Annotated in this window: 17 protein-coding genes and 1 pseudogene; 7 read left to right on the forward strand and 11 right to left on the reverse strand. The window is 55.0% G+C overall.

Annotated features, from left to right (window positions below):
- Positions 1-75: 75 nt before the first annotated feature.
- Positions 76-819 (forward strand): hypothetical protein, encoded by a 744-nt coding sequence (locus AM571_RS12165; protein WP_155774441.1) that lies wholly within the window; start codon positions 76-78, stop codon positions 817-819.
- Complete coding sequence (locus AM571_RS12170) at positions 794-982, forward strand: hypothetical protein (protein WP_074061621.1); 189 nt, start codon at positions 794-796, stop codon at positions 980-982. The genes AM571_RS12165 and AM571_RS12170 overlap by 26 nt, the downstream gene beginning before the upstream one ends.
- A gap of 468 nt (positions 983-1,450) precedes the next feature.
- On the opposite strand, the gene AM571_RS12175 is transcribed toward AM571_RS12170, so the two are convergent.
- From AM571_RS12175 to AM571_RS12195, 5 genes are all read right to left on the reverse strand, one after another.
- A complete protein-coding gene (locus AM571_RS12175; RefSeq protein WP_074061622.1) occupies positions 1,451-2,599 on the reverse strand; it encodes a hypothetical protein in 1,149 nt (382 codons plus the stop codon).
- 175 nt (positions 2,600-2,774) lie between these two features.
- Positions 2,775-5,798: a type I restriction endonuclease subunit R gene (locus AM571_RS12180; protein ID WP_074061623.1), complete on the reverse strand. Its 3,024-nt coding sequence runs from the start codon at positions 5,796-5,798 to the stop codon at positions 2,775-2,777.
- A 9-nt stretch (positions 5,799-5,807) separates the two neighbouring features.
- Positions 5,808-7,100, reverse strand: coding sequence for a restriction endonuclease subunit S (locus AM571_RS36220; RefSeq protein ID WP_074061624.1), 1,293 nt, complete (start codon positions 7,098-7,100; stop codon positions 5,808-5,810).
- The gene (locus tag AM571_RS12190; RefSeq protein ID WP_074061625.1) at positions 7,097-9,490 is read right to left on the reverse strand and encodes a type I restriction-modification system subunit M; all 2,394 of its coding nucleotides are present in this window, start codon (positions 9,488-9,490) and stop codon (positions 7,097-7,099) included. The genes AM571_RS36220 and AM571_RS12190 overlap by 4 nt, the downstream gene beginning before the upstream one ends.
- Before the next feature lie 247 nt (positions 9,491-9,737).
- Entirely contained in the window at positions 9,738-12,266 is a 2,529-nt protein-coding gene (locus AM571_RS12195) for a DEAD/DEAH box helicase family protein (protein WP_074061626.1), read from the reverse strand.
- A 126-nt stretch (positions 12,267-12,392) separates the two neighbouring features.
- Between AM571_RS12195 and AM571_RS37355 the strand changes: the two are divergent.
- Together AM571_RS37355 and AM571_RS12205 are read left to right on the forward strand one after the other, a co-directional pair.
- Positions 12,393-12,503, forward strand: a pseudogene (locus AM571_RS37355) (SOS response-associated peptidase); the annotation flags it as partial.
- 803 nt (positions 12,504-13,306) lie between these two features.
- Complete coding sequence (locus tag AM571_RS12205) at positions 13,307-13,807, forward strand: hypothetical protein (RefSeq protein ID WP_074061628.1); 501 nt, start codon at positions 13,307-13,309, stop codon at positions 13,805-13,807.
- Positions 13,808-14,483: 676 nt separating this feature from the next.
- Here the strand turns inward: AM571_RS12205 and AM571_RS12210 are convergent.
- Positions 14,484-15,983, reverse strand: coding sequence for an aminotransferase class I/II-fold pyridoxal phosphate-dependent enzyme (locus tag AM571_RS12210; RefSeq protein WP_081377075.1), 1,500 nt, complete (start codon positions 15,981-15,983; stop codon positions 14,484-14,486).
- Between AM571_RS12210 and AM571_RS36235 the strand changes: the two genes are divergently transcribed.
- Entirely contained in the window at positions 15,982-16,386 is a 405-nt protein-coding gene (locus AM571_RS36235) for a hypothetical protein (RefSeq protein WP_155774443.1), read from the forward strand. The genes AM571_RS12210 and AM571_RS36235 overlap by 2 nt on opposite strands.
- Positions 16,376-17,500 carry a helix-turn-helix transcriptional regulator gene (locus tag AM571_RS12215; protein WP_074061629.1) on the forward strand — a complete coding sequence of 375 codons (1,125 nt, stop codon included), beginning with the start codon at positions 16,376-16,378 and terminating at the stop codon, positions 17,498-17,500. Before AM571_RS36235 ends, AM571_RS12215 begins: the two co-directional genes overlap by 11 nt.
- 310 nt (positions 17,501-17,810) lie before the next feature.
- Here AM571_RS12215 and AM571_RS12220 read toward each other — a convergent pair whose 3' ends face one another.
- Positions 17,811-18,479, reverse strand: a complete 669-nt coding sequence (locus tag AM571_RS12220) for a hypothetical protein (protein ID WP_074061630.1) — start codon at positions 18,477-18,479, stop codon at positions 17,811-17,813.
- Positions 18,480-18,612: 133 nt separating this feature from the next.
- Here AM571_RS12220 and AM571_RS12225 point away from each other — a divergent pair, with 133 nt between their 5' ends.
- Positions 18,613-20,319, forward strand: coding sequence for an SEL1-like repeat protein (locus AM571_RS12225; protein ID WP_074061631.1), 1,707 nt, complete (start codon positions 18,613-18,615; stop codon positions 20,317-20,319).
- Positions 20,320-20,325: 6 nt separating this feature from the next.
- On the opposite strand, the gene AM571_RS12230 is transcribed toward AM571_RS12225, so the two are convergent.
- The 4 genes from AM571_RS12230 to AM571_RS12245 all read right to left on the reverse strand — a co-directional run bounded on the left by AM571_RS12230 (position 20,326) and on the right by AM571_RS12245 (position 25,595).
- Positions 20,326-21,126, reverse strand: a complete 801-nt coding sequence (locus tag AM571_RS12230) for a hypothetical protein (protein ID WP_155774444.1) — start codon at positions 21,124-21,126, stop codon at positions 20,326-20,328.
- A gap of 374 nt (positions 21,127-21,500) precedes the next feature.
- A complete protein-coding gene (locus AM571_RS12235; protein ID WP_074061633.1) occupies positions 21,501-22,268 on the reverse strand; it encodes a metallophosphoesterase in 768 nt (255 codons plus the stop codon).
- Positions 22,269-22,322: 54 nt separating this feature from the next.
- Positions 22,323-23,651, reverse strand: a complete 1,329-nt coding sequence (locus AM571_RS12240; RefSeq protein WP_074061634.1) for a DUF2442 domain-containing protein — start codon at positions 23,649-23,651, stop codon at positions 22,323-22,325.
- Positions 23,652-25,595 carry an AAA family ATPase gene (locus AM571_RS12245; protein ID WP_074061635.1) on the reverse strand — a complete coding sequence of 648 codons (1,944 nt, stop codon included), beginning with the start codon at positions 25,593-25,595 and terminating at the stop codon, positions 23,652-23,654.
- Positions 25,596-25,664: the final 69 nt, after the last annotated feature.

Raw genomic sequence — 25,664 nt, forward strand, 5'->3', positions numbered from 1 at the left:
AAGATTTTTTATCATGGATTTTAAATCGTAGGTAATTTGTCTACTATCGACTCCGGGGATTTCAGAGGGGGTTCAATGTCAGCTTCACGTCCGACCATGCCGATACGCCTCTCCACGGTGAAAGCTGACGAAGCCGCCGATCTCGTGATCAAGTTCAAGGAGTGGTTCGGTCTGGAGGAAATCCAGAGGCTGGTGCAGGACAGCGCCAGACGAACGGAATCCTTCCTGCTTCAATACGACCACACTCCCACGCCCCAGGGCGGCATTGGAGAAGCGGAGCCGTGGGTCCAGCTGGAAGGCGTTCCGTTGCCAGAACTCGAGGAAACCGAAGATGAAGTCCGTCTGGACCTTCGGCTTTCTGGCCTCCGGCTTAAAACTTTCGCCGAAGGCGTTTGCCGTATGATCGGCATCTTGAACGAGACCGATGCGCTACCGAAGTTCGCGAATACCTATAACGACACTTCTACGAATCTGGCCGAGTGGTTCATGCACGAGCGGCTAATGAGGGCGTATCTTCAGAACAAGGCGTCGGCACCTAGTCCCAAGCTCGGGGACCTCATGGACTTATACCTGTATGATCCCAAGTCGCAGCAGGGCGCTGTGAGAGCGAAAATCGTTCAAATGGTGTCCGTCGGACTTTGGGACGCTGATCCGCCTGTGGGTGCTCGTGATTGGAAAATCAGAGCTGGCCCGGTTGCGACTAAGTTTCATCTGAAAGTTTTTGTTCCCGTGGTCGAGCATTTCAAGCAATATCTCAAGGGTTCCCAAAGGAGCCCAGAGGAGGAGGACGACAATGATCTTTCATCCGATATGGGATGATCTCACCAAGATAGATCGCTATGAGCAAACCGTGGTTCGCCCGAAGCTTGAAAGAAAACGGCAGCAGCTGATCGCTCGGATACCAAGTCTTGCTGGCGATGAGTTGGTTGCGGCCGAAAGGGCGCTGGCCGAGGTGGAGGCCAAATTGAAAGGCTTGGCGTGATACTCAGTCGTCCACCTGGATCATTGCGCTCTTACCGACTGGCTCGATGCCCTTTTCCACGCATGCCATCATATTTTTTCGGCAAGCTGCTCCTGCGTGAGCCCCTGCCTCTTTCTCCATGCGATAAAATACTCGATGTCCACTGTGAGCGTCATGCTTCGGGCATCCAAAAATAAAAAGGGACTGTGTCCGCGGGAACCGAACATAAATTCTCGTGGGACGTGAGCTTCCAGAGTCCTCCCAGCTATCCCGGCTTACACTATGTTCGCCGACCCAAAAGGTGGTACCGTTGGGATTTGTCCGAAAATGACCAGACCGCTGAAATCGACTCACTGACGCTACTCCTTTCAAAACCCTGAAGGGAATCTCAACGTACTGACTTGGATGCCGCGGCTTGGCAGGGCCGTCCTTCGGCGCGCTCAGTAAATTTCGCAACAGTTTCTATCGGGAGCAATCAAAGGGCCCAAACTAGCCCCCTTGCTTGTCACCGAAGCGGCGTCTGCGCAAGGAGACCAGAATGAATGCTCCGGACTCAGGTGCAGCGCGGTTGAGGGCCTTCTGATCGGTTTCCAATTGCGAACCAGACCGGGGTTCAAGCGACGTGACAAGCCTCCACGCGTCAATCTGACGACCACCGCGCGCCTCACGACGAGCAACCTCCTCCAATAGCGGTGGCTCCAACGCGTCAATCACGTCTATCTCAGAAAATACCGGGTCCCAGCCTGTCCGCTCTCGCTCAAACGCATACTCGTAGGATGGCAGCGACGTATCGACCACCTTGGCTCGCACCTGCTGCATGCCAGCAGGTGTAGATGGGCGGAATGTTGCGGAAGGCACCGGAGTGAGAGCCCAACCACCATCAATGACCCAGTCCACCGATACCTCTCGATTGCCTTGCCCGTTTTCAACTCCAATGGTCTGACATGTGTAGCGTCTGCTTGCGCTGCCGATGGCATTGATTGCGCTCATCGGATCGGCAGGCATGGTGTCGTAAAGGAACAAATGAACTTCAGTCTTGAGTGATTCAATTTCCTCGATCCCGGCAGGGATTTCGAAGTAAATCGTTTCGCCGGTCTTTGGCCAGCGCCCACCCTGAATATGTGAGAACGCGAGAATTGTGCGAACGGTCACCCAATCGGTCGGCATGCGTATCTCGGCCTTGAGGCCCTCCACATATTCCTTGAACCACCACGAAAATCCTTCCTTCATGGTGGGTGAATAGGGCGTTGCCTGTCTCTCGGCTTCATCAACATGGCCTCGGACAGCAGCGAATTCGGGCGCGTGCACATCACCTTCGATAAGGACTGCAGCCTCTCCATTGCTGCCGCCCAAGGCAAACGCCGTCACGTTGTGCGACCCGATGAATGCGCATGCGTGTGAGCCGGGCAACTCCATATAATAGACCTTGCTGTGCAACATCGGATGATAGCGCACCACCGGATTCTTGGGCGTGCCAGAAGGCGCACTAAAGCCTAGATGGACGTGCAACCGATCCATTGGCACCCCCGCGGCCAAAAGATTGTCGAGCGCTTGAAATCCAGGATATGTGGACGCGCCGATCACGAAGGTTTCAAGGCTGCCAGGATTCGCTTGTATCGGAGCACCGATCTCAGCCAATCCGCCTGGCGTAGCAAAACCCGTCACAATATGCGTGGCGACGGATCAGGTAAGTCGATCGCGGATAAGCGTCGCAATCTCCTGCTGCGGCCGTTGAAATAACACGGTTGTCGTAACTGACATTCCTCGCCGGCTCCAATAGCGTTAGCGTTTCAGGCTTTAATTCGATCAACCGTCACATGCCTGTTCTAAGGACCGTTTCGATGCTTTGGCTCCAGGCGGCTTTGAAGGCGGGATCAGACGCGAAAAGCTTGTATAGCTCGAGTTCCTCCTTACGGCGTTTCAACATCACATCTTGCATCATCTTCTCGAGCGCGAGTCCGCGATTGTATGGGTCGGTGTTCTCCTCGTATTTTTCGGTGAAATCGGGGTGCGCTCTGATGCCGTTCACGACATTGATGAACTTCACTCGCTGTTCTTCCGGTGTCGCGCCCCATCCCTGGAACCATCGCTCATTGAAGGTGTGAATGATATCGTCGAGCGGGTCTCGCTCCTGTTCGCCATCCCGGTAACCGCGGGGATTGGGGTTTTGCGGGTCAAGCTCCGTCGGCGTTGCGTCAAGCTCGATGTCTTGGTTCAATCGGGTTCTCTCAAGCCCGTAAGACGACAGGTCGACGGCCTCCAGAAGCTCGTCGAGCATGTCCTGGTCTGGGTCCGTAATAAGCAGTTTCGGAATCAGGAACTTCAGGAACCAGAAGAGCTTTTCCCACTCAACGACCTCGAACGGCATGATTGACGCCATCTGGCCGTAAATCTTCACAAACTGGCGCGCCTTGATCTTGAAGTCGATCTTGTCATTGTCGGCCAAATCCAGTTGGTGATTGAACCTATCAGCGGCCGCATCGATGATCGGGCTAAGCAACTGGGCATCGTCACCGGCAAAGTAGCGGGCGACAAAATCGTCTACCTCTTGCCACTCATAGACGCCCACTGTGTCGAGCGCATCCTTGATCTCATGAAGCACATTTACATCAGTCGCCGACGACAGGGTGGTCACCGTGTAGAATGGATCGAAGGCGGACTTGATATCAGCGACGTCGTTGAAGAAGTCGAGGATGAACAAGTCTTCAGTGCGCTTGCCGAGTTTCGGTGCAGAGCGGTTCAGACGCGACAGTGCCTGCACGGCCAGAACATGTTGCAGCTTCTTGTCGACATACATGGTGGTCAGCTTTGGTTGGTCGAAACCGGTCAGGTACTTGTTTGCGACCACCAGCAACCGATATCCGTCCTCATCGAATTTGTCCCTCGTATCCGACTCGGAGAAGCCATTCATATCGGCCTCGGTGTAGGTCACACCGTCGACCTCCTTCTCGCCGGAAAACGCAATCAAGGCCTTGAATGGATAACCCCGTTCCGCCAGTAGCTTCGTCAAAGCCTTATAGTAGCGGATCGCCGACTCGATGTTCTGGGTGACCACCATGCCCTTGGCCTTCCCGTGAAGCTTCTTGGGCGTCACAACCTGCTCGATGAAATGGTCGAGCATGATCTCAGCCTTTGTGTTGATGGTCTGTTGGCTGCGCTCCACATAAGCCCGGAGTTTTTTCTGAGCCTTCTTGGTGTCGAACAGTGGATTGTCCGCTATCGACTTCTGAATTTCGTAATAGCTCTTGTAGGTCGTATAGTTTGCCAGGACGTTCAGAATGAAGCCTTCCTCGATCGCCTGCTTCATGCTGTAGAGGTGGAACGGCTCGAAGCTCCCGTCAGGCTGACGTTCCCCAAACTTTTCGAGCGTTGTGTTCTTTGGTGTCGCCGTGAACGCAAAATATGAGGCATTGCCGCGCATTTTGCGTGACTGCATCGCTGCTAGGATACGATCTTGCGGGTCATATTCGTCCGGGTCTGCTTCGCCCGCGCCCATTGCACGGTTCATGTTGTCATGCGCGCTGCCACTTTGCCCGCTATGCGCTTCATCAATGATCACCGCGAAGCGCTTGTCGCTGAGGTCGGCGATCCCCTGGATGATAAAGGGGAATTTCTGGATCGTCGTGATGATGATCTTCTTGCCGTTCTCCAGCGCCGATTTCAGGTCGGCGGAACGCATGGCCGGTGCGACGATGTTCTTGACCTCGGAGAAGTCGTTAATATTGTCACGCAGCTGCTTGTCCAGAAGACGTCGATCAGTGACAACGATGACGCTGTCGAACAGCGGTTGGTCCAGTCCTTTTCCGCCCGCCACGCTGGCAGATGCCGGATAGGTATCAATTAGCTGATACGCCGCCCAGGTGATCGAATTCGACTTTCCGGAACCCGCCGAATGCTGGATCAGATAGCTTTGTCCGATGCCATTCGTGGCAGCGTGTGACAACAGCCGGCGAACGACGTCCAACTGATGGTAACGTGGGAAGATCATCGACTTTTTGGTCAAAGGGTCCGTCGACTTTCCTTCCAGCAGCACGAAGTGCTGGATGATGCCGGCCAAGCTTTCCTTAGTGAACACTTCTTCCCACAGATAGGCGGTCTTGTGGCCGCTGGAGTTGGGTGGATTACCCTCGCCTTCGTTATGACCCTTGTTGAAGGGTAGGAAGAAGGTGGCCGGCCCGGCAAGCTTCGTCGTCATGAACACCTCGTCGGTGTCCACGGCCATATGCACCAATGCGCGGCCAAACTGAAGTAGGGGCTGGGTGGCATCACGGCTGTCACGATACTGCTTCTGCCCATGATAGCGGGCGGTCTGACCGGTCCACGCGTTCTTCAGCTCGACGGTGATGAGCGGCAGTCCGTTGACGAAAAGGACCATGTCGATCTCTTCGCCTGGATTAGTTTCCGCATAGCGGACCTGTCGGGTAACACTGAAGATATTGGCGGCGAAGTTTTCATGGACTTTGGCCGCCGAGCTGGCGAGTGGGGCGGCGTACATGAGCGTGAAGGCTGCGTCATCGACGGAAAGCCCCTTCTTCAACAGATGCAGAAGCCCATTCTTCTTTACCAGCCGGTCAAAGCGTTCGAGTATCTTGCGTTGCCAATCGACGGGGCTGCGGTCTTTCAGTTTTGCCAGCTCGTTGCCTTGTGTGGCCTCCAGAAACTCCCAGAAGAGTTTTGTGTCGATCGCATACTGAGCGTCGAAATCAGAAGGTTGGCCGAACCGGAAGGAGCCCTGTTCGGCCGGCGCAGGTTGGCTGGCCAGGTCCTCGGTTGTCGTCCCAGCCAGATGCCGCTGGATCGCCTGTTCCAGAGCCACTTCCTTGGTGTTACTGACCATAATCTCCCCTCACCCCACCTTGATTTTGCCCGTGACCGTCGCGTCGATCAGGCTGGTTTTGTATTCCCTGAGCGTAGCAATCTGCTGTTCCTTGATTGAAACAGCATCGCCGATTTTCTTTGAGATTTCAGCAATGTGCTGGACGATAGCAGCCTGTTCATCGCGTGGAGGGACTAGCGTCATAAGGTTTTTGAAGTCGTCCCAATACAGCCGCTTGCGGAAATCGGTGATCCCCTTGGAGCTGGAATCCATCTGGCGAATGAACGCTGGGCAGCGATAGAGCAATTCGAAGTAGTCGGCTGCCAGCACCGCGGTTGGTCTAGCAACCACATAGGCCGGGCTTACCATGCCGTGCACGGATACCGCGCCGATGCCGCCTTGCCATGCGCGCATCATGTTGTATGCCACATCGCCTACTTTGACTTCCATGTAGGCAGTGCGGTCCTCGATCTTGATAATCGACCGGATGTTTTCTTCGTCGCTTAACTCCTCGGAGGACACGCCATTGTGGATCGACACCGACAAAACCGGCAAGTCGACATTACCCGATACCTTCATTTCACGGAAAAGGACGAAGTTTCGCTTCACTTCCCAATGTGATGGGACTTGGCCGATCCAGTCGATGCCGCTGTCCTTCATGGACGCGTTGGGGTTTAGGCCGCGGGTGACGGCCAGTTGGACCAGAATTTGCCGCCGCTCGCGCAGCAGAGCGATCTGCTCGTCCTTGATCCGCACCGCCTCGTCCACCTTGGCGCACTTTTCATCGAGAAGCGCGGCGATGGCGCGCTGCTCGACAATGGGAACGACGGGAAGTGGAACCATTGTAAAATTGTCAAATCTTAGGGCTTGTCCGTCTCGAACAAGATTCGACGTTGCTTGCAACGCTTCGATGTACCGAGAGCTCTTAAATAGATACTTGAAAAAAGGTGAGTGAACTCGATCTCCGGGCTGAATTGCGACGTAAGCCGAGCTAACACAGCCTGTGTAATCAGAAAATTCAAGCCCGCCTTGAAAGCTTCTCATGCTCATCACGAAGTCTCCCCTTTCGACATGCTTTAGTATGTCGAAATCCAGGAATACTTGGGTGACGCGACGACTTTCTTTTTCCATGAAATGATCTTGAGGTATCACTCCATATTTTTGGGTCGCGGCAAGCTGCTGCTCCCCTTTTCTTGCGCGCGCCTTTCGATGGAAGAACATCCATTTCGGATTCTCGACGTTCCAATGCGTAGGAATCCTTCCGATCCACGGGATACCGCTGTCTTTCACGCTGCTATGAGCAGGAAATACTATAAGAGTCATTTCGCCGCCTCGGCCTGGGCGTCTGACCTCAAACCAAGGATGTCGGCGATCAGTCCATCGGCCTTTTGCTCCAGTGCTAGAATATCCTTCGTCACAGCCTCAAGGCTGCGTAGCGGCTTGTGGCGGTAGAAATACTTGTTGAAGCTGATCTCGTAGCCAATCTTCACCGTGTCGAGATTGATCCAGGCCTCGGACACATGCGGCTTTACCTCGGCTTTGAAATAGCGGTGGATGCTGTCCTTGAGCGGCACAGCCTCGCTGTCACGTAAATCGGTGCTGCTCTCGTAGGTGAGCCAGCTGCCATCAGGCTGGACATAAAGGCCGAAGTCGCCAAGTTCGTCGATATGACAACCAAATCGTGCTGCCAAATCCTCGAGCTCCGTCTTGGTAAGCCGCTTGATACTGTCAATCACCTTTTCCGCATCATCGGCATACCAGCTGACGGCGTTCAGGATGGCGTTCTTCTCAGCTGCAGTCAGCTTTATCTTCCGTGCCTTCAGCACCTTGCCTACGTGTTCGCGGAAGGTGTTGAAGTCCACCGTCTCCTCGGTGCCCACAGCCTGCATAAGCTGGTGGCCGACTCCGATCAGCTGGCGTTGCCGCAGCCAGAGTCCTGTATCGACAAGCTTGGCGCGTTGCTTTGCGTTGAGCGCGATCTCCCGTTCTTCGCACCAGGATTGGATTGCCTTGGCCTGTGACTTCAGGAAACCAGGCTCATACACCTTGTCGCCATGCTCGGCCCACACATGTTCCATCGGCTCGCGCAGAGACTTGTCGAAGCGCAGCGGCTCTAGCCGTTCCGCGCTGAACTGGGCGCGACGACGGTCAGGCCGTTCGACGGTGACCTTGTGATAGCCGAAATCGGTATTGTCGAAAATCTGCACCTCGATGCCCGTCGGGTTGCCGTTCGCATCAAGTTGGCGTTCAACCGGCTGGTAGGCCGTGTAGGCGGCAATAATGTCTTCGATATGCTCCGGCGCGAACTCGCAGTTCTTGTCGCCGAGGTTCTTGCGGAGCTTGCGGTACATCAAGTTGGCGTCGATCAGCTGAACCTTGCCGCGCCGAGCCTCGGGCTTGGCGTTGGTCAAGAGCCAGATATAGGTGGTGATGCCGGTGTTGTAAAAAAGGCTGTTCGGCAACTGGATGATGGTGTCCAGCATATCGCTTTCGATGATGTAGCGGCGGATGTTGGATTCACCGCTGCCGGCATCGCCGGTGAACAGGCTGGAGCCGTTGTGGACGCTGGCAACGCGCGATCCGATGACGCTGTTTGCGATAGGCTTCATCTTGCCCACCATCTCCATCAGAAAGAGGAGCTGGCCGTCGCTGGAGCGTGGCGTTGCGTCGACGGTTTCCTTGTTGCCCCAATAATCGCTTAGTTCAACTTGAAAGCGCGGGTCGATGACGTCATTGCCATCTCTGATGTACTTGAGATCGCTCTTCCAGCTTTTGCCGTAAGGTGGATTCGAAAGCATGAAATCGAAGCGATGACCCGAGAACTCATCTGTTGCGAGGGTGGAGCCGACCTTGATGTTCTCAGGGTTGTTTCCCTTGATCATCATATCGGATTTGCAGATGGCATAGGTCTCGTCGTTGATTTCCTTGCCATACAGATAAACGTCGCCCTTGGCCGCGATCGGCCCCTCGAGGTCCTTTATATAGTTCTGGGCTTCGGTCAGCATACCTCCGCTACCGCAGGCCGGATCATAGATTGTCATGACGGGAGGCAACTGGTCGGTGATCGGGTCGAAGATGAGGTGGGTCATTAATTGGATCACCTCGCGCGGGGTGAAGTGCTCTCCAGCTTCCTCGTTATTCTCTTCGTTGAATTTCCTGATCAATTCTTCAAAGACATAACCCATACCCAAATTCGACAGGCCAGGCATAATGTTGCCATCAGGGTCTTCGACGTTATGTGGCGTCAAATTGATATGAGGAGAGATGAACTTCTCGAGCACGTCGAGCAACACCTGCTTGTTTGCCATGTGTCGCATCTGCTCAAGCAGCTTGAAGCGGCCGATGATCTCCTTGACGTTATCACTGAAGCCGCTGAGGTATTCCTCAACATTCGCCAAGAGAATCTGCTGATTGTTCGTGGCAGTCGCGTGGAGCTGCTTCAGCGTCCATTTACTGGTGTTGTAGAAAACATATCCGGATGCCGCCGTGAGGGGAGCATCGTCCAGCTCCATGGACTTCATTTCCTCGCGCTGGAAGCGAACTTCCTCAAGAATGGCGGCTTTTGTGGGTTCAAGCAGTGTGTCGAGACGACGGAGAACGACCATCGGCAGGATGACGTCGCGATATTTACCGCGGACGTAGACATCTCGGAGGCAGTCGTCGGCGATGGACCAGATGAAGGATACGAGCTTGTTATGGGTGGCGTGATTCATGGTATGCTTTGCATTCTCTTATGATGGCGATGCGTTTGCCTTGCAAATTTGATGATGTGATTCGTCCTGGACTCACAGTCTCGCCTGGCAACCTATGGAGTAGTCAAAAAAGCCGCAATGGCCCATTGCACGTCGTGACGACGCTTGCAGTTGAGAGTTAAGATGCGTTTGCCGTCAGACTTTTTGTCTGCACCGGTTGGGTCGCCGCCATGAGGACCGTGCTGAATCACGTGATCGGTCGCGGTTCTTACTCGGCTCCCTTGAGCGGCCCAACTTTCAGACGCTCGAAGATGGCAAGGGGCTGCCACTCGGGTGCGCTGCCAATCTCAGACGCTTTGCCATATTTTTCTAAGGGAGAGAGCTTGGACAGCATCGTTACACCGTTGATAAATGAGGCCTGCAGCGCCTTCATCGCGTTTTGATCGGCAAAGAACATATCGATGGATGGATTACTGCTACCGGTGACCGACTTGCTCTCAGTGTAAACGAGGATGCCGGGAACATGGTAATCTGCGTATCGCGATCTTGCCCACTCCAAATGCTGGTAAACTTGACCGACCTCCTCGGAGTTTATCGCATTGCCGCCAAGCTTATCCGTCTTCAATTCGATAGGAATTGCGATTTTGGAATTGTGATCGATCCAGACGTTGTCCGGGCCATCGTGCTCGTCGGTGTCGGGCCTTCGGGACTCGAAACCCAAGGCCGCACCGATGGCTCTGACCGCCTCTTCCGCCTTTTTGTGCGACGGATCACCGTAAGCAGGTTCAGTGGCTTTCATCAGCTTCATCAGCTTACGATTAGCTTCGGGCACGGTAAGCGCGCAGAACTCGCGTAGCCCCTCCTCGATTACGGTTTTACAAGCCGGAAGCACGCCGACGTCCTTCTGTTCCTGACGTGGCAATGGGAGTTTACCGCCCAACCTGTTTCTTGCCTCGTCAAACCAATCGAACATCGCGTCCGACCGACTGAGGATGGCGTTGGCCGCTCCGAGCCAGATTGCATACCAACCAGCGAGGCGCGGATTCTTCATCCTCACCTCATCGATAATCTCCTCGAACTGCTTGAGCGCTCCACTGTGATCCCCCTGCCAGAGCATCAGAATGAAGTTCGCTTCGCGCTTCGCTAGCTCATCGTCAAATTTCGTGTAGTCTTCACGATCGCTGATGCGCTTCTCGTCGATCGGGTTCTGGCCGATCTGCGCCTGGTAATACCCAAGCCAGCCTTGGTCGCGCTCGATGATTTGGGTCACGATCGACTCGATCTTGCCGGGCGTCATGTCTTTCAGCTGATCGCAAAATTCTTCGGAAAGGCGTATCTGCTCCTGGAGGACTTTCGGGAAGTAAGCCTGGTTGGCAACGTTTCGTAGCCAATTTTCGGCATCACTCGAATAGATGAAGTAGATGCCATAGTCGTTCTTGCCGCGGTTGATGCGTCCGAAGAGCTGTGTGAACCGATTGGCGACCCGCGGGAAGAACGTCTGGTCCAACTTGATCCGATCGAACAGGTATCTTTCCAGCTGTGCCGAACCGACGGGCACGCCATCTACCGCCATAACGCGGCAGTCATCGTCAGGTAGATCGATGCCATCATATCTACCGAGCAACATAAACGCCCCTGTCGAGCTCGCGCGAAACTCGTTGAGCCTTTGCGTGAACGTATCGGCGCTTTTGGGTGGCGAAGCAAAGTCATCCCATTTATCCGCCGCTCTCTCGGTTGGAGTGGCGACTAGAACCTTCACTTTTTTGCTTAGCCCCTGAAGACCCTTAACGTCGTCGCAGAATTTGTTCAAAGACGAGCCGAACAACATAAGCCGCTCACCGAGACCGGCGTCAACGTCGGGCTCGATCACCCGTGGGGATCGACCAAACGCCCGCACAATATCGCCCTTGGACTGAACCGTGGCTGAAAGGAAGACCTTGGGCACACTCTTGTCTTCAAGGGCGCGGACATGGAGTGCAGGAATAAAGGGGGGCGTGATCTCGATTACGAACTTGCTGATGGTGATCGCACAGTACTGCAAATGACCACGCAGATAATCGAACGGCAACTGGAGGCCGATGTCGCTGTCGATGTGCGGTTCCAAAGCGGCCTGGAACTCGTGGCTGCGATTGTGGACGCCGTTAGGCGGGCAAAGCGCTACGGAGCCCGAGGAGAAGTCGGAAACAGTCGCCTCGAAATTGTAAACTTGACCGATATCGTGGAAACATTCCTTGATTATGGCCGCAATCTGAGAATAGAGCGTCTCGTTCTCCGCCTTCCTTATCGTCAGCGTAAACGCGTCGCGGACCAAACGCTCTCCGACATGGGCGTCATCGAAGATGATAGCGCCCGGCGCATTTTGGCCCCGGAATTTGTTTCTGGTGTTCAGCAGGGCCTGATAAGTCGTTATGCAAAAAGACTTAGACTGGGCAAAATTCTGGTCTGAAAATTTCGACTGGTAGAATGTGGTCGGCGTAATTCCGATACCGTGGGCTTCGCGAACTGTTTGATGGATCAAGTCAATCGTCGGGCAAACGTAAAGTACGTTCCGGATACCCTGCAAAAGATAGCTTTGGGCAATCAAAACCCCGACCAGGGTTTTTCCAGCACCGGTGTACATCGATATCAGAGTATCTTGTTTGGGATTCTTGTACCAATCATCCAAAGCTTGCGCCTGGCCCTGCCAGAGCTCCTTGATTTTTGCCTTTCCGGACGGTCGGCTCCGGAAGATATCCCGCGGATTAGGCGAAGCGCTCTTTGCCTTGGGTTTATCTAGGCCGCCGAAATCAAAAACCATGTGCCACCTCCGAATTGATCGACGGAGACTAGCAACCGCGTGATTGAAATCAAGAATGCGATCGATCGCCTGTAAGTTTTATTTTCCGGCATTGATCGCTTCAGTCGTCGTTCTTATGCCGATCGAGAGTGGACCAGCGTCCGGAAGGTCAAAAATGGCCTGACGACCGACGACCTTTATGCCTTCCTGACCACCGATCCGAACGACATTGTTCGTCCGGTTCACGAGAAGACCATGCGGCCCTCCTGCAGAACTGCGCCGCCGAAATGGCTCCGCACCGCAACCCGCCGCTACCGCCATAAATGCAGCAACCAAAAACTGCTGGTCGAACTCAAAATTGGATAGAACTTGGGGGCAAGGTCAGCTGCCGTGCCCAGTGAGGCTGTAAACAGGTCGCAACGGCCCAGATCATCGCCAAGGCGACGAACATAGAGCGGCTTCGTGAAAACATCGCGTATTCCCAAGGACGATTGTAATTGCCTTCACAGGAATCCGACATGCTGGCTTACACCAATTGGAGCAGACGGAAGGCTCCGACAAACATAACCCAATTGGAGCATGCGCGCTGCTACGCCTCGTCCTAGAGTTGGAACGCTTTCACGGGAAGCTTTGAGTTCAACCAATGGAGAAGAGAATGGTCTCTAAGTGCGCACGATATTTCCTGCTTGGCAGTGTGGCATTGGCCGCAGTTGGAGCAAGCCAGGCGATGGCGCAGTCACAACGATATTACGATGCGGAAGCAGGGCGGTGGATTGATCCCGATCCGAACGTGCGAGCAAACGTTGACCCCCTTCCACCTGATCAGGTCCCGGATAGTTTCAAGGCCAAGGTCCACACCGATTTCGATGGCGGTGGGGAGAAAACGCAAAAGGGCACAAGGTGAGACTGGCGCGTCCACCCGGCGGACGAACGCTTGGCCGATAAAGTCATTTCTGGCCAGCGTTCGCGGCTGCATCGTCTACTCCAGTTGGAGTAAGCGTTCGTCGGCGCATCGATGTAAACCCAAAGATGAACACAATGGGCCGATGAAGAGAAACACGATGCTGCTTAGAAAATTGCGTCACGCCGCGTTGCTACTTTGCCTTTTCACATCACCGTCCGGGGCCGCCGCCGGCGGGTTGTTGGATTGGGTAACGGCATTTGAAGACCTGGATTGCGGCGGCTTCGTTCATCCCCGCGGCCTATCCTATACCCAATTGGGAATTTGGAAGTACAACAAAGATTGGATGAACGTCCGGTTCGTTTACTCAAATTCCAAGAGTTCGACGAAAGAAGAATACCTTATTGGGGATAGCGCGGCCGTAACGGAGGTCACGCTCAGCACCTTTGAAGGTTATCTAAGGCGCGACCCCATCACGTACAGCGTTCGCGTGACCTGCGCTCAAGAATGTGGCAGCGGGCGCGAGGAACTCGATGGAACGGTCTATGAACCCCTGCGCGCGAAGGGCTTTACGGCATGCCAGACCGAGAGCTTGCAGGCAGCCAAGGCGGCGCTGAGGTTTTTCGCATCACGAGGTGCGAAGGTCATATATGACGACTAAGAGCAGTCCTTGTCTCGATAGCGGCACCTCATTCTTTAAGGCGCATAAGGACCCGAACGGAAATCGTCAGCCACGCATCGAAGGCCGACCGTGGAATGGCGTGACCGACAATGACAATTATCGGTCACTGTTAACGGCGGTGCGCTATGCGCCAGAAGCCCGGGCTGTGAACTGCGCGGCAAGCCTGCTCTGGTTCTTCAATGACATAGCGCCGATGCCCGGACAGCCGCGCGCGAAACCGCCATCCAGCAACAGATATCCCAATTGCTCGAGAGAGCCATACCGCAACAAACGCCATGTATGCCATAAAAGCGTCGGCGGCATATCCCTAAATTCTCGGGGCAAGTCGCACCGAATTGCACACTGTGGCGAGAGACTAGAACTGACCGAACACCGACGTCGGCGAGATCGAGCTCGTAGACACCTCGCGGACATGGACAGCGGCTTTAGAATTCGTCACCGACATGATCCGACTCGCCATCAAGGACGCCGGAGATCGCGCACGTGAACTGAAGGCCGTTTTCGCTTCTGTTGAGAGCCTATTGCGACCACTTCTGCCGTGCCCAAAATGTCGGCGGTAGGTACTCATCGGTTCCCAACGAAACGGCGTTGAAGCGGTGCCCACATCGCCAGACGGATTAATCAGCGGGGACCGCAACCAGGGCAGGGCGCTCCCCTACCCCGTTTCGACGACTTCCCAAAGCACATCGGCTCGTGCTTTAAGAGCGCACTCGATGAAGGTGTCGATGTCAGCATGTGAATGATATGACATCACCTGGAGTCGCCAGCGCGATTGATTTCTAGCGACCGCAGGTGACTCGACAAGATTCACAATTGCCCCGTTTTTAATCATAAATGATGTCATTGTTCGCGCGTCGCTACAATCTCCCACCACAACCGGCACGATGGCGCTCGGTTCGCCAAGCGTGACAAAGCCATGACGCTTCAACTGTGTCCGAAGGTAATCAATGTTATCGCGAAGTTTGAGGCGGCGGCGCTGACCTTCATCGCTCTCAACAATTCGCAATGCCTCCAATATCACGGCGGCTTGAATGGGCGTCATCGCGTTTGTGAACGTCTGGGGACCGCAGCAGGCCCGAACGGCGGTACGAAACCCGTCAAATTGGGTGGCAACGAAGCCCCCTATCGACGCGAAGGTTTTGGAAAAGGTGCCAAGTAAGACATCAACTTTCCCCACCATATCTTGAAGTTCGAGAACGCCCCTTCCAGTTGGCCCAATGCAGCCAAGATCGTGTGCGCAGTCAACCAGAAGAACGGCGTTGTATGCGGTGCAAACTGCCTGGAGTTCTTTTATGTGAGGGCTATCGCTGTCCATCGAAAACAGCGTCTCTGTTACAACCAGGATTCCCGAGGACGGTTCACTTGACCTGATCCGTTTCAAGCGCCGCTCGACGCCCTCGTTCGACAGATGGGGAAAACGATGGATTTTTGCCCCTGAAGCTTCTGCGCCTTCCTGCAGGCAGGCGTGAGCCAGCATGTCCATAACGATATGGTCACCAGGCTGAGCCAGCATTCTTACGATGCCATATCCAGCGGTCCAGCCCGTCGGAAACAGTGTACATTCCTTGAAACCCAGAAACTCCTCTAATTTTTTCTCCAATTGCAACGATAGATCAGAATTGCCCATCAATGCGGCCGACCCAGCGCTATGAACTCCATAGCGTGCGGCGGCATCACTTGCCGCCTTCACCAGACGCGGATGTGACGACAGCGACAAGTAGTCTTGGCTGGCGAAATTGACGCCCGAGAAAGGAGTGCCGTCACGCAAACTCCCAGAAACAAACGGGAGGATGTTTCCGCCTGTAGACTTTTGGTATGGGTCCAAACCCAATTTTCCACGGTCGTGGAACCAGTTCCCAATGGGTGTCCAGCGCTTGATTAGGTGAGTTTCACTGGCGGCGAAGTGATCCTTTGCTGCGCCTGTTCCAAGGTCTGTGGCAGGTATGGCATCAATGGAAAAGCTAGAGTGCATAGAACATCGCTCTAACATATAGGAAGATTGGTCGAAAACGCCATGCCACTCAAGGTATGTCTCAAGACGTTCCTTGGGTGTTTCCCGGCTTGACAAAATGATGGCTTCGTTGAGGCTAATCTCATACATTGCCATGTAGGCTGCAATAACATCTTCATTATTTGTATGCGATTTAGTTTTCATGGTTATAATTGTTCTTATCAGCACTTCTATACTTGAATATCACGGCCTCTTGTCGCAAACCATACTCCAATTGCGTGAGATTTTCTTTTATGTCGGAAGTCGGAACTGTTGCGGCGTTCGAAAAGACCAGACCTTGGCATTCGAAACAAAAAGTTTCACCTTTACTTCCGGGATTTCTTGTGTAGCCTGTGCTGAAGTCTCGTTTTTGTTTGTATTACAGTTGCTTATGCTCATTCTCTTAGACCAGCCCGATCGCGATCCGAGCCAGCACACCGGAGACCACCATCCTGCGCATAGCGTCGCCGATGCGACCAACGCTTCGGGAGTCGGCATCGCACTCTCCCACAACACGGTCGCAGGTTCCCTCGACAGAATGAAGTCCGGTGGACCCGATGCCTATTGACCTGTGCAAGCTGGATCAAGCACTCGACAAGTCGTTGGAAGCAGCGGTCGATCCGTCGCTGTGGCCGGAAATTCTGGATAGGCTAACCGCTGCAACTGGTTCATTCGGCGCAAATATCATCCCGGCGAATGCGCGGTCACCTGACCTGATCATCGCCACCGAAAGCGTTGGGCCCGCCCTGGAAGACTACTTCGCCAATGGCTGGCACATCAACGAATGGCGTCTCCGCGGCATTCCCCTCATGATGAGGGACGGAACGATGCGGGACCAGCAGTACACCACCCGCGACCAGTTCGAGCACCTGGAGTACTATCGCTTCCAGGCGGAACATGGCATCGGCCGGACGTGCATAATCGGCTTTTCGTCGCCGGAGGACCTCCTCTGTCTCACCCTGCACAGGACGCTCAACTCCGACGTCTTCAGCGATGTGGAAGCCTCGGTATTCCAGAACGCCCGCGAGCGCCTGATGGCTTCCGCCATGATCATGCGGGGTATGTCGGCGAGCAGGATCGGCGGAATGGTCGATGCATTCCGGGCGACAGGCGTCGCGGCGATATTCTTCGACAGGTTCTGCCGCGTGACGGAGGTCACTCCCGACGCCGAGCGGCTCTTCGGTGAAGAGGTATTTATCAGCAATCGTACCATCTGCTCGCGCGTTCCCGAGATGACGGCCGCGATCCAGAAACGGATGCGCTCGGTAACGACGGAGAGATGGCTCCGGCCCGACGACTCTTCAGGCCCGCTCACAATACCCCGCGACGGCGGGCGACCTATGGTGCTGCGCATACAACGCCTGGGCGGCAATCTTCCAGATTTCTTTGCCCACTCGGTTGGCGTTTGCCTCATCGAGGATGTCGGCCGAAAACAACGGCAAAATCAGCAACAGCTCCGTCAACTCTTCGGGCTCACAGCCACTGAAGCGATCATCGCAACGATGATCTCTCAAGGAATGACCTTGCAAACAGTCGCCAAGGACAGATCGATTTCCTACGAAACGGCACGGACCCATCTGCGCTCTATCTTTGGTAAGACGAATACGGGACGGCAGGCGGAACTTGCGACGCTCCTGACCCGCCTGAACCTCATTGATCTTCCCGCGTCCGCGCTTTGCTGACATCGGTGCTCGTCATTGAGCAACTCACGGCACAAAGAAGCGAACACCTCCACTCGTAAGGCGAGAAACTCCGGCAATCCCTATGCTCTCGGCTTTCCCAATTGCTGTCGCCGTCTTCCCCAGGTCAAAGAACCACTTCGTATCTCAGCCGGCGCGAAGACCCTCCTTGTCCGAGTGCGAACATTGCGGGACCGAATCTGACTGGAAGGGTCTGTCAAACGGTACGGTCGCCTGACGTCGGCAGCGGGAACGGCCTCGCATTTTTGGGCAGGTTTGCGGGATGCGAAATCCGTCGCGTGTGATTTGTGTGTTACAGCCTTTGCAAGGTACCTGACAACGTCACGCCGCCTGCACTGCCGCTGTAGGAAATGGAATTCGCAGACTTCCTCGTTATCCTTACAGAGGCAGGCCTCCCGTCCGCTGGCTGCTCGTAGGTGTAGGTGAGCACTCCGCCGCTTACAATGCCGTTCACCTGGACAACCTCTCCGCTGTTCTGTGCCGTGGATGTTCCTCTGACCTGATTCCCGTCAACCGAGAGATCGAGAACAAGTCCTGCCCTCAACAGCAGCATGCCAACGGACCCCTGCCACCGTCCTTCGAAGAACTCGGGACCGATCGCTACATCGCCGGCGTTGTCCTTGCCTGCATTGGCGTTCGCATAGGACGTGCACTTCCGGATTAGTATGCTCTTCTTCGTGATGGGCTTCGTACCAAACAGGCTTTCTGGCTCCGAACTTCCACTGCGGATCACGGTTGTCTGAGGTGTATTGTCCAGAAAATACTCCACCTTCGAACATGCCCCTGCGGAACTCTTGACCGTGACCTCGGCCGAATAGCTCCCCTTCGAGCCTGAAATGCTGTCGATCGAGATGGTGGCGCGACATCCTCCTATCGGCTTGTCGAAATTGCAGTCCGCAGCAGCGGCGAACGAAGTGAGCGCCACATAGCAGGCAGTCACGAGAATTGGTTTGGGATACATTGCGCGCTCCGATAATGTTTCATCTCTTGCTATTTCACAGTTCGAGGGCCAGACGCCTCCCGCATTTGGAGTAAGCGTCGCGCGGACTCACGTGATACCAGCGATGATGAGTGGAGATTGCGGGGTCGCGCACATGCTAAAGAGGTTTCGACGCTGGAGACTGTTCCAGACTGGCTGGAGTTCTGTCGCCCTCGTCATTCTCGTGTCTTCGACCGCGACGGCAGCCGACAACAGAGAAACCATACAGGCTGATGTCCATGCTGGCGTACCCGAGACCGAATGTGATCGTCTTGCCGCGCACCCCGATGACAAGCAGCGTCTCCCGTCCGTCAAGGGAGTAGAGAAACCGGTTCCCGAATCAGTCACCGCCTGTCTTGCTGCGGTCGAATCCTATCCTGGCAGTCCGAGGCTCAACTATCAGGCTGGTCGGGCCTACCAAACCGTTAAAGACTATGAAAATGCGCTTGCCTACTACAGCAAGGCCAGCGAACTCGGTAGCGCCTCTGCAAAGGCGAGTCTGGGATGGATGTACGCGGCTGGCATGGGCGTTGCTGAAGATGATGTGAAAGCCTTCAAACTATTCATCGAAGCGGCCGAAGCTGGCAGCGTCGAGGGTGCCGAGAGCGCGGGCCTATGGTTCCATTATGGTTGGGGAGGCGAGAAAAACGTCGACAAAGCCATTCACTGGTACACCACCGCATCGTCATCAAGTGCATTTGTATTCATGGGCGATATCTATAATCGTCGCTCCAGCGGCCGCGAGAACCGGGCGGTCGCGCTGAAATGGTATTGGAAGGCGTTCGAGCGGGGCAATCTGCGGGCTGCGGTGAACCTGGGCAATGCCTACGAACACGGCGACGGCGTTCCGCAAGACTATGCGGAAGCCATGAAGTTCTACGTACTTGCTGCGGCCGAGCTGGGCGACGCTGCTAATAAGATCGGGGATTTGTACTACTACGGAAAGGGTGTCGCGCAAAGCTATCCTCAAGCCAGGCTATGGTTCGAGAAAGGAGCGGAGGCCGGTCACGACGAGGCGTTGAGAAACCTCGGGTCATTGTATGAATACGGCAAGGGCGTAGAGAAGGATGCCTTCAAAGCGATCGAGTTGTACAGAAAAGCCGCTGAAAATGGATCGACGGGCGCGATGCGCGATATCGGCTATCTGTACTTAAACGGCAAAGGAGTCCCGAAGGACCTGACCGAGGCGAGCAGATGGTACATCATGGCAGCAGAGAAAGGCGACGATAGTGCATTCAACCAGATGGGCTGGCTTCGTCAAACCTCCACCCCGCCCGATTATGCCGCGGCCATGGAGTGGTATAAGAAGGGAGCCGAGGCAGGAAATCGGGTTGCCATGTCCAATGTCGGCTTCCTCTACGCCGAGGGCAAAGGGGTCAAGCGCAACTACAAGGAAGCTCTAGCCTGGTACAGGAAAGCTGCCGACGCAGGCGACGAGAGAGCAATGAACGAAATCGGGGTCCTTTATCACGACGAAAAGGGCGTCCGCCGGAACTACCGTGAGGCTGGCATCTGGTATGAGAAGGCGGCCGCGGCCGGTAACACCTACGCCAATCTCAATCTTGCGATCTTATTTTCGAGAGGTTGGGGCGTCAGAAAGGACACAGCCCTTGCTGTCGATCTCGCGGAACTGGCGGTTCAGAAGAATACTAATGCCCGGGACCAACTGAAGTCCGACTGGGAGAACTGGGAACCGGAATTCCTCAACGCCTTCCAGCAACGACTGATCGACCGCGGCTTTTACCAGGGTGTCGTCGATGGTCGGTATGGCAAAGGCACCCTTGCGGCGATAGATGCGATGCATACGGCTGATGCTGACTAAAGATTCCTATTTTGTGAGACGTTCGGGCGGCACGCACAGGAGGTTGTTTCCGTCTCGCATGTCGCAGACGATAACCTTCACGAACCATGGCCACTGCTTCGAAGTCGCCACGCTGGTCACCACTCCACCGGGGTTGATCGTCCCCGATAACCCCCAGATCGCATTCTTATTGTGAGTTGCACATCTGGCATCCTCGCCTTTGTCGTAATAGCAAGTGAGGACCTTCAAGGGGTAGGAACATTTGTTTCTGACTGTGACCCAGTCCCAGTCAATCGTGCCCCTGTTAGGTGCCGGCTTGATCTCAGCGCACGACGAGGCACCATAAGGTGCCAGCCGATTGGGGTTGTGGTTGACGGCAACCTCCTTCTCCCCTTTACCGTCAAGAATCCGCTTTCTTGTATCACCAGCCCAATCGGGATCAGGTTCGACGTTCGCGGGATCGGTCAAATTGCCCGCATCTTGTGATTTGCCAATGTAGCCTTCTTTCTTTCGCACTGAGCGTTCTTTCTTGGGCGCGGGCCTTGCGACGTTTTTACTTTTCCTAGACGACTGCCAACGATCAAATAAATCTTCCACGCATCTATAATAACGCTCTCCGTAAAGATCATTCTCTCTGTCATCTGGACATTGGGTTTTAAAATATTCGTACTGTGCCCGCTCTTCTCTAGCTACAGCAGGGTCGCTACTATAATAAACACCTGCGATTGTTGTTTGCGGAATTACTACTACGAACGAAGATATAGATACAAAAAACGTAATTTTATAATTCAGACATGTCTTAAATCTTGAAAGAATTTTTCCATCCATTAGGAGACACCCTGTTCTACATATGCCGATTCTCTCGCAGACGGTCGATGCCTGCCTTTCGGAGGCTGGAACCAAAATACATCGAGGTTCAGCATAAGTAATTTATGGGGAGTATGTATCCCTCAAACGGGGGATACGATGTTTCCGCGCCGAGTTGGCCTGCGAAATACCACTCCATTTTTTGCCGAGAGGCGGGATATCACGCCCCGTTGGCACCAACAACGAGCGCCGCGACAGTCTCGTCCTGCTGCCACGATAAATAAGGAATCGCGATGCCCGGGTAGAAGGCATTTCCGTTCACAATGCGTGTCTCAAACATTGAGACACCGAAGCACTGGTCGGGGAAGCTCACGGCAGAGCGCGTCTTTTTGGCCCTATATTTTGATCGTGAAGGTTGGGTCGAATCCGGTTTCCTCGCCCGGATATCCTCTCGAATTCGAGACGACCCTCGTGGACCCGATGATGTAGTCATTCCGGTGGTGCACGTGGCCATGCACCCACAATGTCGGCCCTACCTCCAATATCAGGTCTTCCAAATCCGATGCATAGCAAGCGGAGAGTGGATCGTGTCGAAAACCGAGGGCGATCGCGCGTGGGGACGGAGCGTGATGCGTAACGACAACTGTCTTCAGTCGTGTACACTTGCGCAGGTCTGCCGCAATGAAATCCCGAGTTTCGATATGCTTCCGGTAAGCGTGGATCGGCTTGAATTTGCGGTACGGTGCCTTTGAGAACTTGATCTTCTTGAAGTCGTTCATCCCGCTTTCGGCGTACGACATGCTGACACTGGGATTTCGGCCGAACAGCCGGAAATCGGTCCAAAGGGTTCCGCCGATAAACCTGACACCGCCGATCTCGACTGCGTCGTTTTCCAGGAAGTGGACGTTTGAAAAGCCAGCGGCGAATTCGCGGGAATCCCGAATGCTTTCCTCGATCGACGCTCCATAGAAGTCATGATTGCCCGCAACGAAGATGACAGGAACTTCACTGGCGATCGTGTCGGCTAGCCATCGAAGGCTCGGAACGAGACCTTTGGTCAGAACGTCGCCCGCACAAACCAGGACGTCGATGTCGTCTGGCGGGGTCTGCAAAAAAGGTTCGCCGAACTCGAGGTGAATGTCGGAGATGATCCAGAGTTTCATGAATGCTGTCCTAACGCGGCAGAGGAAAAAGAGGACGCCGCCTCAAAAAGCCAATCAAAGGGTCAGTAGTGGCAGTCTTGGATAGAGCCACGACATCACGGCCTTTCTCATCGAAATTGCCAGGGCATCGTGATGAATCTCGAGAGTGGATTTCGCCTCGTTAGCGGAGAGCCAACCGTCGCTGAAACGCCACCGGCGAAAAAACAAGACATCAAGATGATGACGTCGGGAATCCTCAAGCATGCTGCGTATCCCTTTCGACTTTTTTGGCGGAACCATTGCGGCATCGCGAGGGAAGTCGGATTTACCTTCATTCTCGACATTTGGCGTCTGCACCACCCTCGTCGTCTCCTCATTTGTTGCGGCAACAATCGTGTCTATTTGGGAGCGGATGTCCTCAGGGATGGCCGCGGCAGCGTCGAAAGCCGCCATGATAAACCTGGCATCGCTCGTAAATTCTAGGTTCCACTCCCTCGGATTGTCCCGCCAGAGAACGGTTTCGGCGGCCTTTGTCCAACGCCCTTCCCGCAGGACTCCGAGAGCCTCCAAAACCGAGTATGCGTCCGATGTCGCATAGGCTGGACCAACTCCGTTGGCCGCCGCGATATTGGGTTCTGACGAACCGTCACCATGGTCCGCCTGCGACGAAGGAACGCGGCTTCTGAACGGCCGGTACTGCAACTGCGCGTTCTGTGCGGCGACATAAATGACGGCGGTCGATATGTCGTCCCATCTTGGCGGAACATCGGGAAGTACGGGTGAAAGGCGCGGTTTAGCTCCTCCGTCGATCTCGTCCGCCTGGCCCAGCGCCGCTAGGACCGCGCACCCGACTTCGTAGGCGGTCATGTGGTAATGTTCCCAGCCCACCTCATGATTGTAGGGGATATTGTGCGAGAGATAGTCGATAACGGGGCCAGCCCAGGCATCGACTGCTGAGTTTTGCATTTTGTTATGCAGTTCCATGGCGCGCGTCGCAGATTCCGCGATGAAACTCGGGGTGCCGAAAACTCCGCTGATCAGGAGCGCGATCTCGTGGTCGACATCGAGACTCTCCCAGTGAAGGCCAGTCTCCCCAAGCACCTCGACTTCGGCAATGTCACTCTCGGATGCTTCAACCAAGCCCTGGAGAGATCGAGCCGGTACCATGAAGGCCGAGCCGTTGGCGAACTCGACGGTAATCCGGCCAGTGCTACGGTCGTAGTGGGCACCGCTCGGAGCCGGGTGTTTCAATCGTTCTTCCGCATCACACGCGCTTTCAAGCACAATGCGGCGTCCAAGCGGCTGAAAGCCGATCTCGTCGAGACCCGACCCGAGCGACTTTTTTCGATCAGGTCCCTTCGTGTCGCGACGATAGCTCCGCCTTCCTCGGCGTTTCCTCGCCATCTATGCCCCCATGCCGCGACGTGGCAGCTTCGCAAGGCTTACCCTCGGCATTTTATGTCGTTGTACGATGTCGACGACATCATCGCCCGTCATGGTCTGCGCTTCCATCAAACGTTCGACGATGGCATCGAGAGCCGTCCGGCGGGTCTGAATTATCGACCTCGCGCGCTCGAACTCTCTCTGCAAGACGTCGTGAACATGCATCCGAAGCTCGGGATTATAAGTGCGCAACCGCTCTAGTTGCCCCGGTCGATGCCCCTCGACGACGAGCGTGTGCCCCATACCAAGACCGCCTTCGAGCATTGTCGCGAGTTCCGTTGCCCTGTTCAGGTCTGCGGTTTCAGAGCCGGAAGAGCCGTCTGCAAATGATCCGAAGATTTCCAGTTCGGCGGCTATGCCGCCAAGGCACACGGCGATCGCATTGAGATAATCGGTACTTGTCTTTGGTCGAGCGCCAGTTTGACCATACTGCACGTATCCCAATTCACCAGATTTGCCGTCTATCCTGTATCGCGAAATCTTGACCTCGGTTACCTGCCCGTAGCCGATTTCGATTGCAACGAGGGCGTGGCCTGCCTCGTGGACAGCGAGAGCGCGAACGTATTCCTCCGTGAGCTCGGTCAGCGGCCGCAGTTGCTCGATCACATGGTTTCCCGAAAGGGCTTCCCGACGCCGCCGCGCGGCCCGCTTGGCATCCCGGACAAGTTGTTCGATATCGGCACCCGACAAACCCCCGGTCGCGATGCCGAACTTCTCGGCTTGAGATTGATCTAGCTCGATGCCGCTATGAAATCCCAAGATTGACAGCCGGGACTGTGCGTCCGGAAGCGTAATCTCGAAGTGCCGATCCAACCGCCCGGCTCGCCGTACAGCGGGATCGAGCTGGTCTGGATAATTACAAGCTCCAACCACGACCACGCCCTGGCGACGATCGAAACCATCCATTAGTTCCAGGAATCCCGCCATCGCGCTTCGGAAATAGCCGCTGTTTCGATCCTTCTCCGTCCGATCGCCAAACGTATCAACCTCGTCAATGAATAGAATCGACGGAGCTTTCGCCTTTGCTTCGGCAAAGGAAGCACGCATTGCTTTCAAATGATTGTCGAGCGCCCCGGCCTCCTGCCATTGAGACACCGACCCGTAAATGATTGGCACACGGCAGGTGTTAGCCAACGCGCTAGCAAACATCGTTTTTCCGACACCAGGTGGGCCGGAAAGCAAGACTCCGGCGTCGACATCGCTCCATGGAAGTACGCCCGCCTTGTAGTCGGCGAGGTCTTTTGCGAGATCGTTTCCCCAATCGAGCGCGGGTCCATAACCATGCATGTCGGCAAGCGCAGGGCCCGCCTGTTTGACGACTTCCGGTACGGCTTTGGCCGGCACGGGCCGATAACTTCTCAATCTTTCCAAGGCAAGGATGGGATGGCGACGCTCCTGGAAAGCCTTTACCAGCCGTGGCCAAGGCTCCGAGAGAAGTAATTCGACGTCCCGGTCAGATGGTGGCAGACCGGCACGTCGAAGCGCCGCCTCTGCATGTCTTCTCGTCCGCGGGTTCAAATCTAAGACAGCGTCGGAAAACAATCTGTCGCCGTCATCGAGATTGTAGTCAGGCGGAGCAATGAAGATCGCTCTTTCATTTTTGTGAGCTAGCATCTCATCGCGAAATGACCGGTCCTTCCACTCGAAAGCACACGAAGTAAACTCCAGCAGCTGCCAAATTCCAGCAGCAAAGACCTCGGCCGCCTCCGCATAGACCGGATAGTAGAAATCGTCCCTCGCCTGAAGGGTCACGATGAATTTGGAATTCGGTATATTCCAAGCTCGAAGCGATGCCGCGATCCCGCAGTATGCAATGAAGACAGGTAACGTCACGGCCATGTTGCGGACTTGCGTTTCCGGCTTCCAGGGCACACGAGTTCGTTTGCCCGAACGTGTTGTCGGCATTGTTCTCCCCTCGAATTTCAAGGTTCCGAATGGCTCAGATTGCTCGGCGCTGAGCGCAGGAAAATTTAA

Origin of the sequence: Rhizobium etli 8C-3 (genome assembly GCF_001908375.1) — a bacterium.
GTDB classification, from domain to species: Bacteria; Pseudomonadota; Alphaproteobacteria; order Rhizobiales; family Rhizobiaceae; genus Rhizobium; species Rhizobium etli_B.

Bases quoted from the DNA above. Each gene is read 5' to 3' on its own strand.
- AM571_RS12165 (WP_155774441.1), top strand. From the start codon at position 76: ATGTCAGCTTCACGTCCGACCATGCCGATACGCCTCTCCACGGTGAAA.
- AM571_RS12170 (WP_074061621.1), top strand. From the start codon at position 794: ATGATCTTTCATCCGATATGGGATGATCTCACCAAGATAGATCGCTAT.
- AM571_RS12180 (WP_074061623.1), bottom strand. From the start codon at position 5,798: ATGGTCAGTAACACCAAGGAAGTGGCTCTGGAACAGGCGATCCAGCGG.
- AM571_RS36220 (WP_074061624.1), bottom strand. From the start codon at position 7,100: ATGACTCTTATAGTATTTCCTGCTCATAGCAGCGTGAAAGACAGCGGT.
- AM571_RS12190 (WP_074061625.1), bottom strand. From the start codon at position 9,490: ATGAATCACGCCACCCATAACAAGCTCGTATCCTTCATCTGGTCCATC.
- AM571_RS12195 (WP_074061626.1), bottom strand. From the start codon at position 12,266: ATGGTTTTTGATTTCGGCGGCCTAGATAAACCCAAGGCAAAGAGCGCT.
- AM571_RS12205 (WP_074061628.1), top strand. From the start codon at position 13,307: ATGCTGCTTAGAAAATTGCGTCACGCCGCGTTGCTACTTTGCCTTTTC.
- AM571_RS36235 (WP_155774443.1), top strand. From the start codon at position 15,982: ATGGTTATAATTGTTCTTATCAGCACTTCTATACTTGAATATCACGGC.
- AM571_RS12210 (WP_081377075.1), bottom strand. From the start codon at position 15,983: ATGAAAACTAAATCGCATACAAATAATGAAGATGTTATTGCAGCCTAC.
- AM571_RS12215 (WP_074061629.1), top strand. From the start codon at position 16,376: ATGCCTATTGACCTGTGCAAGCTGGATCAAGCACTCGACAAGTCGTTG.
- AM571_RS12220 (WP_074061630.1), bottom strand. From the start codon at position 18,479: ATGTATCCCAAACCAATTCTCGTGACTGCCTGCTATGTGGCGCTCACT.
- AM571_RS12225 (WP_074061631.1), top strand. From the start codon at position 18,613: ATGCTAAAGAGGTTTCGACGCTGGAGACTGTTCCAGACTGGCTGGAGT.
- AM571_RS12230 (WP_155774444.1), bottom strand. From the start codon at position 21,126: ATGGATGGAAAAATTCTTTCAAGATTTAAGACATGTCTGAATTATAAA.
- AM571_RS12235 (WP_074061633.1), bottom strand. From the start codon at position 22,268: ATGAAACTCTGGATCATCTCCGACATTCACCTCGAGTTCGGCGAACCT.
- AM571_RS12240 (WP_074061634.1), bottom strand. From the start codon at position 23,651: ATGGCGAGGAAACGCCGAGGAAGGCGGAGCTATCGTCGCGACACGAAG.
- AM571_RS12245 (WP_074061635.1), bottom strand. From the start codon at position 25,595: ATGCCGACAACACGTTCGGGCAAACGAACTCGTGTGCCCTGGAAGCCG.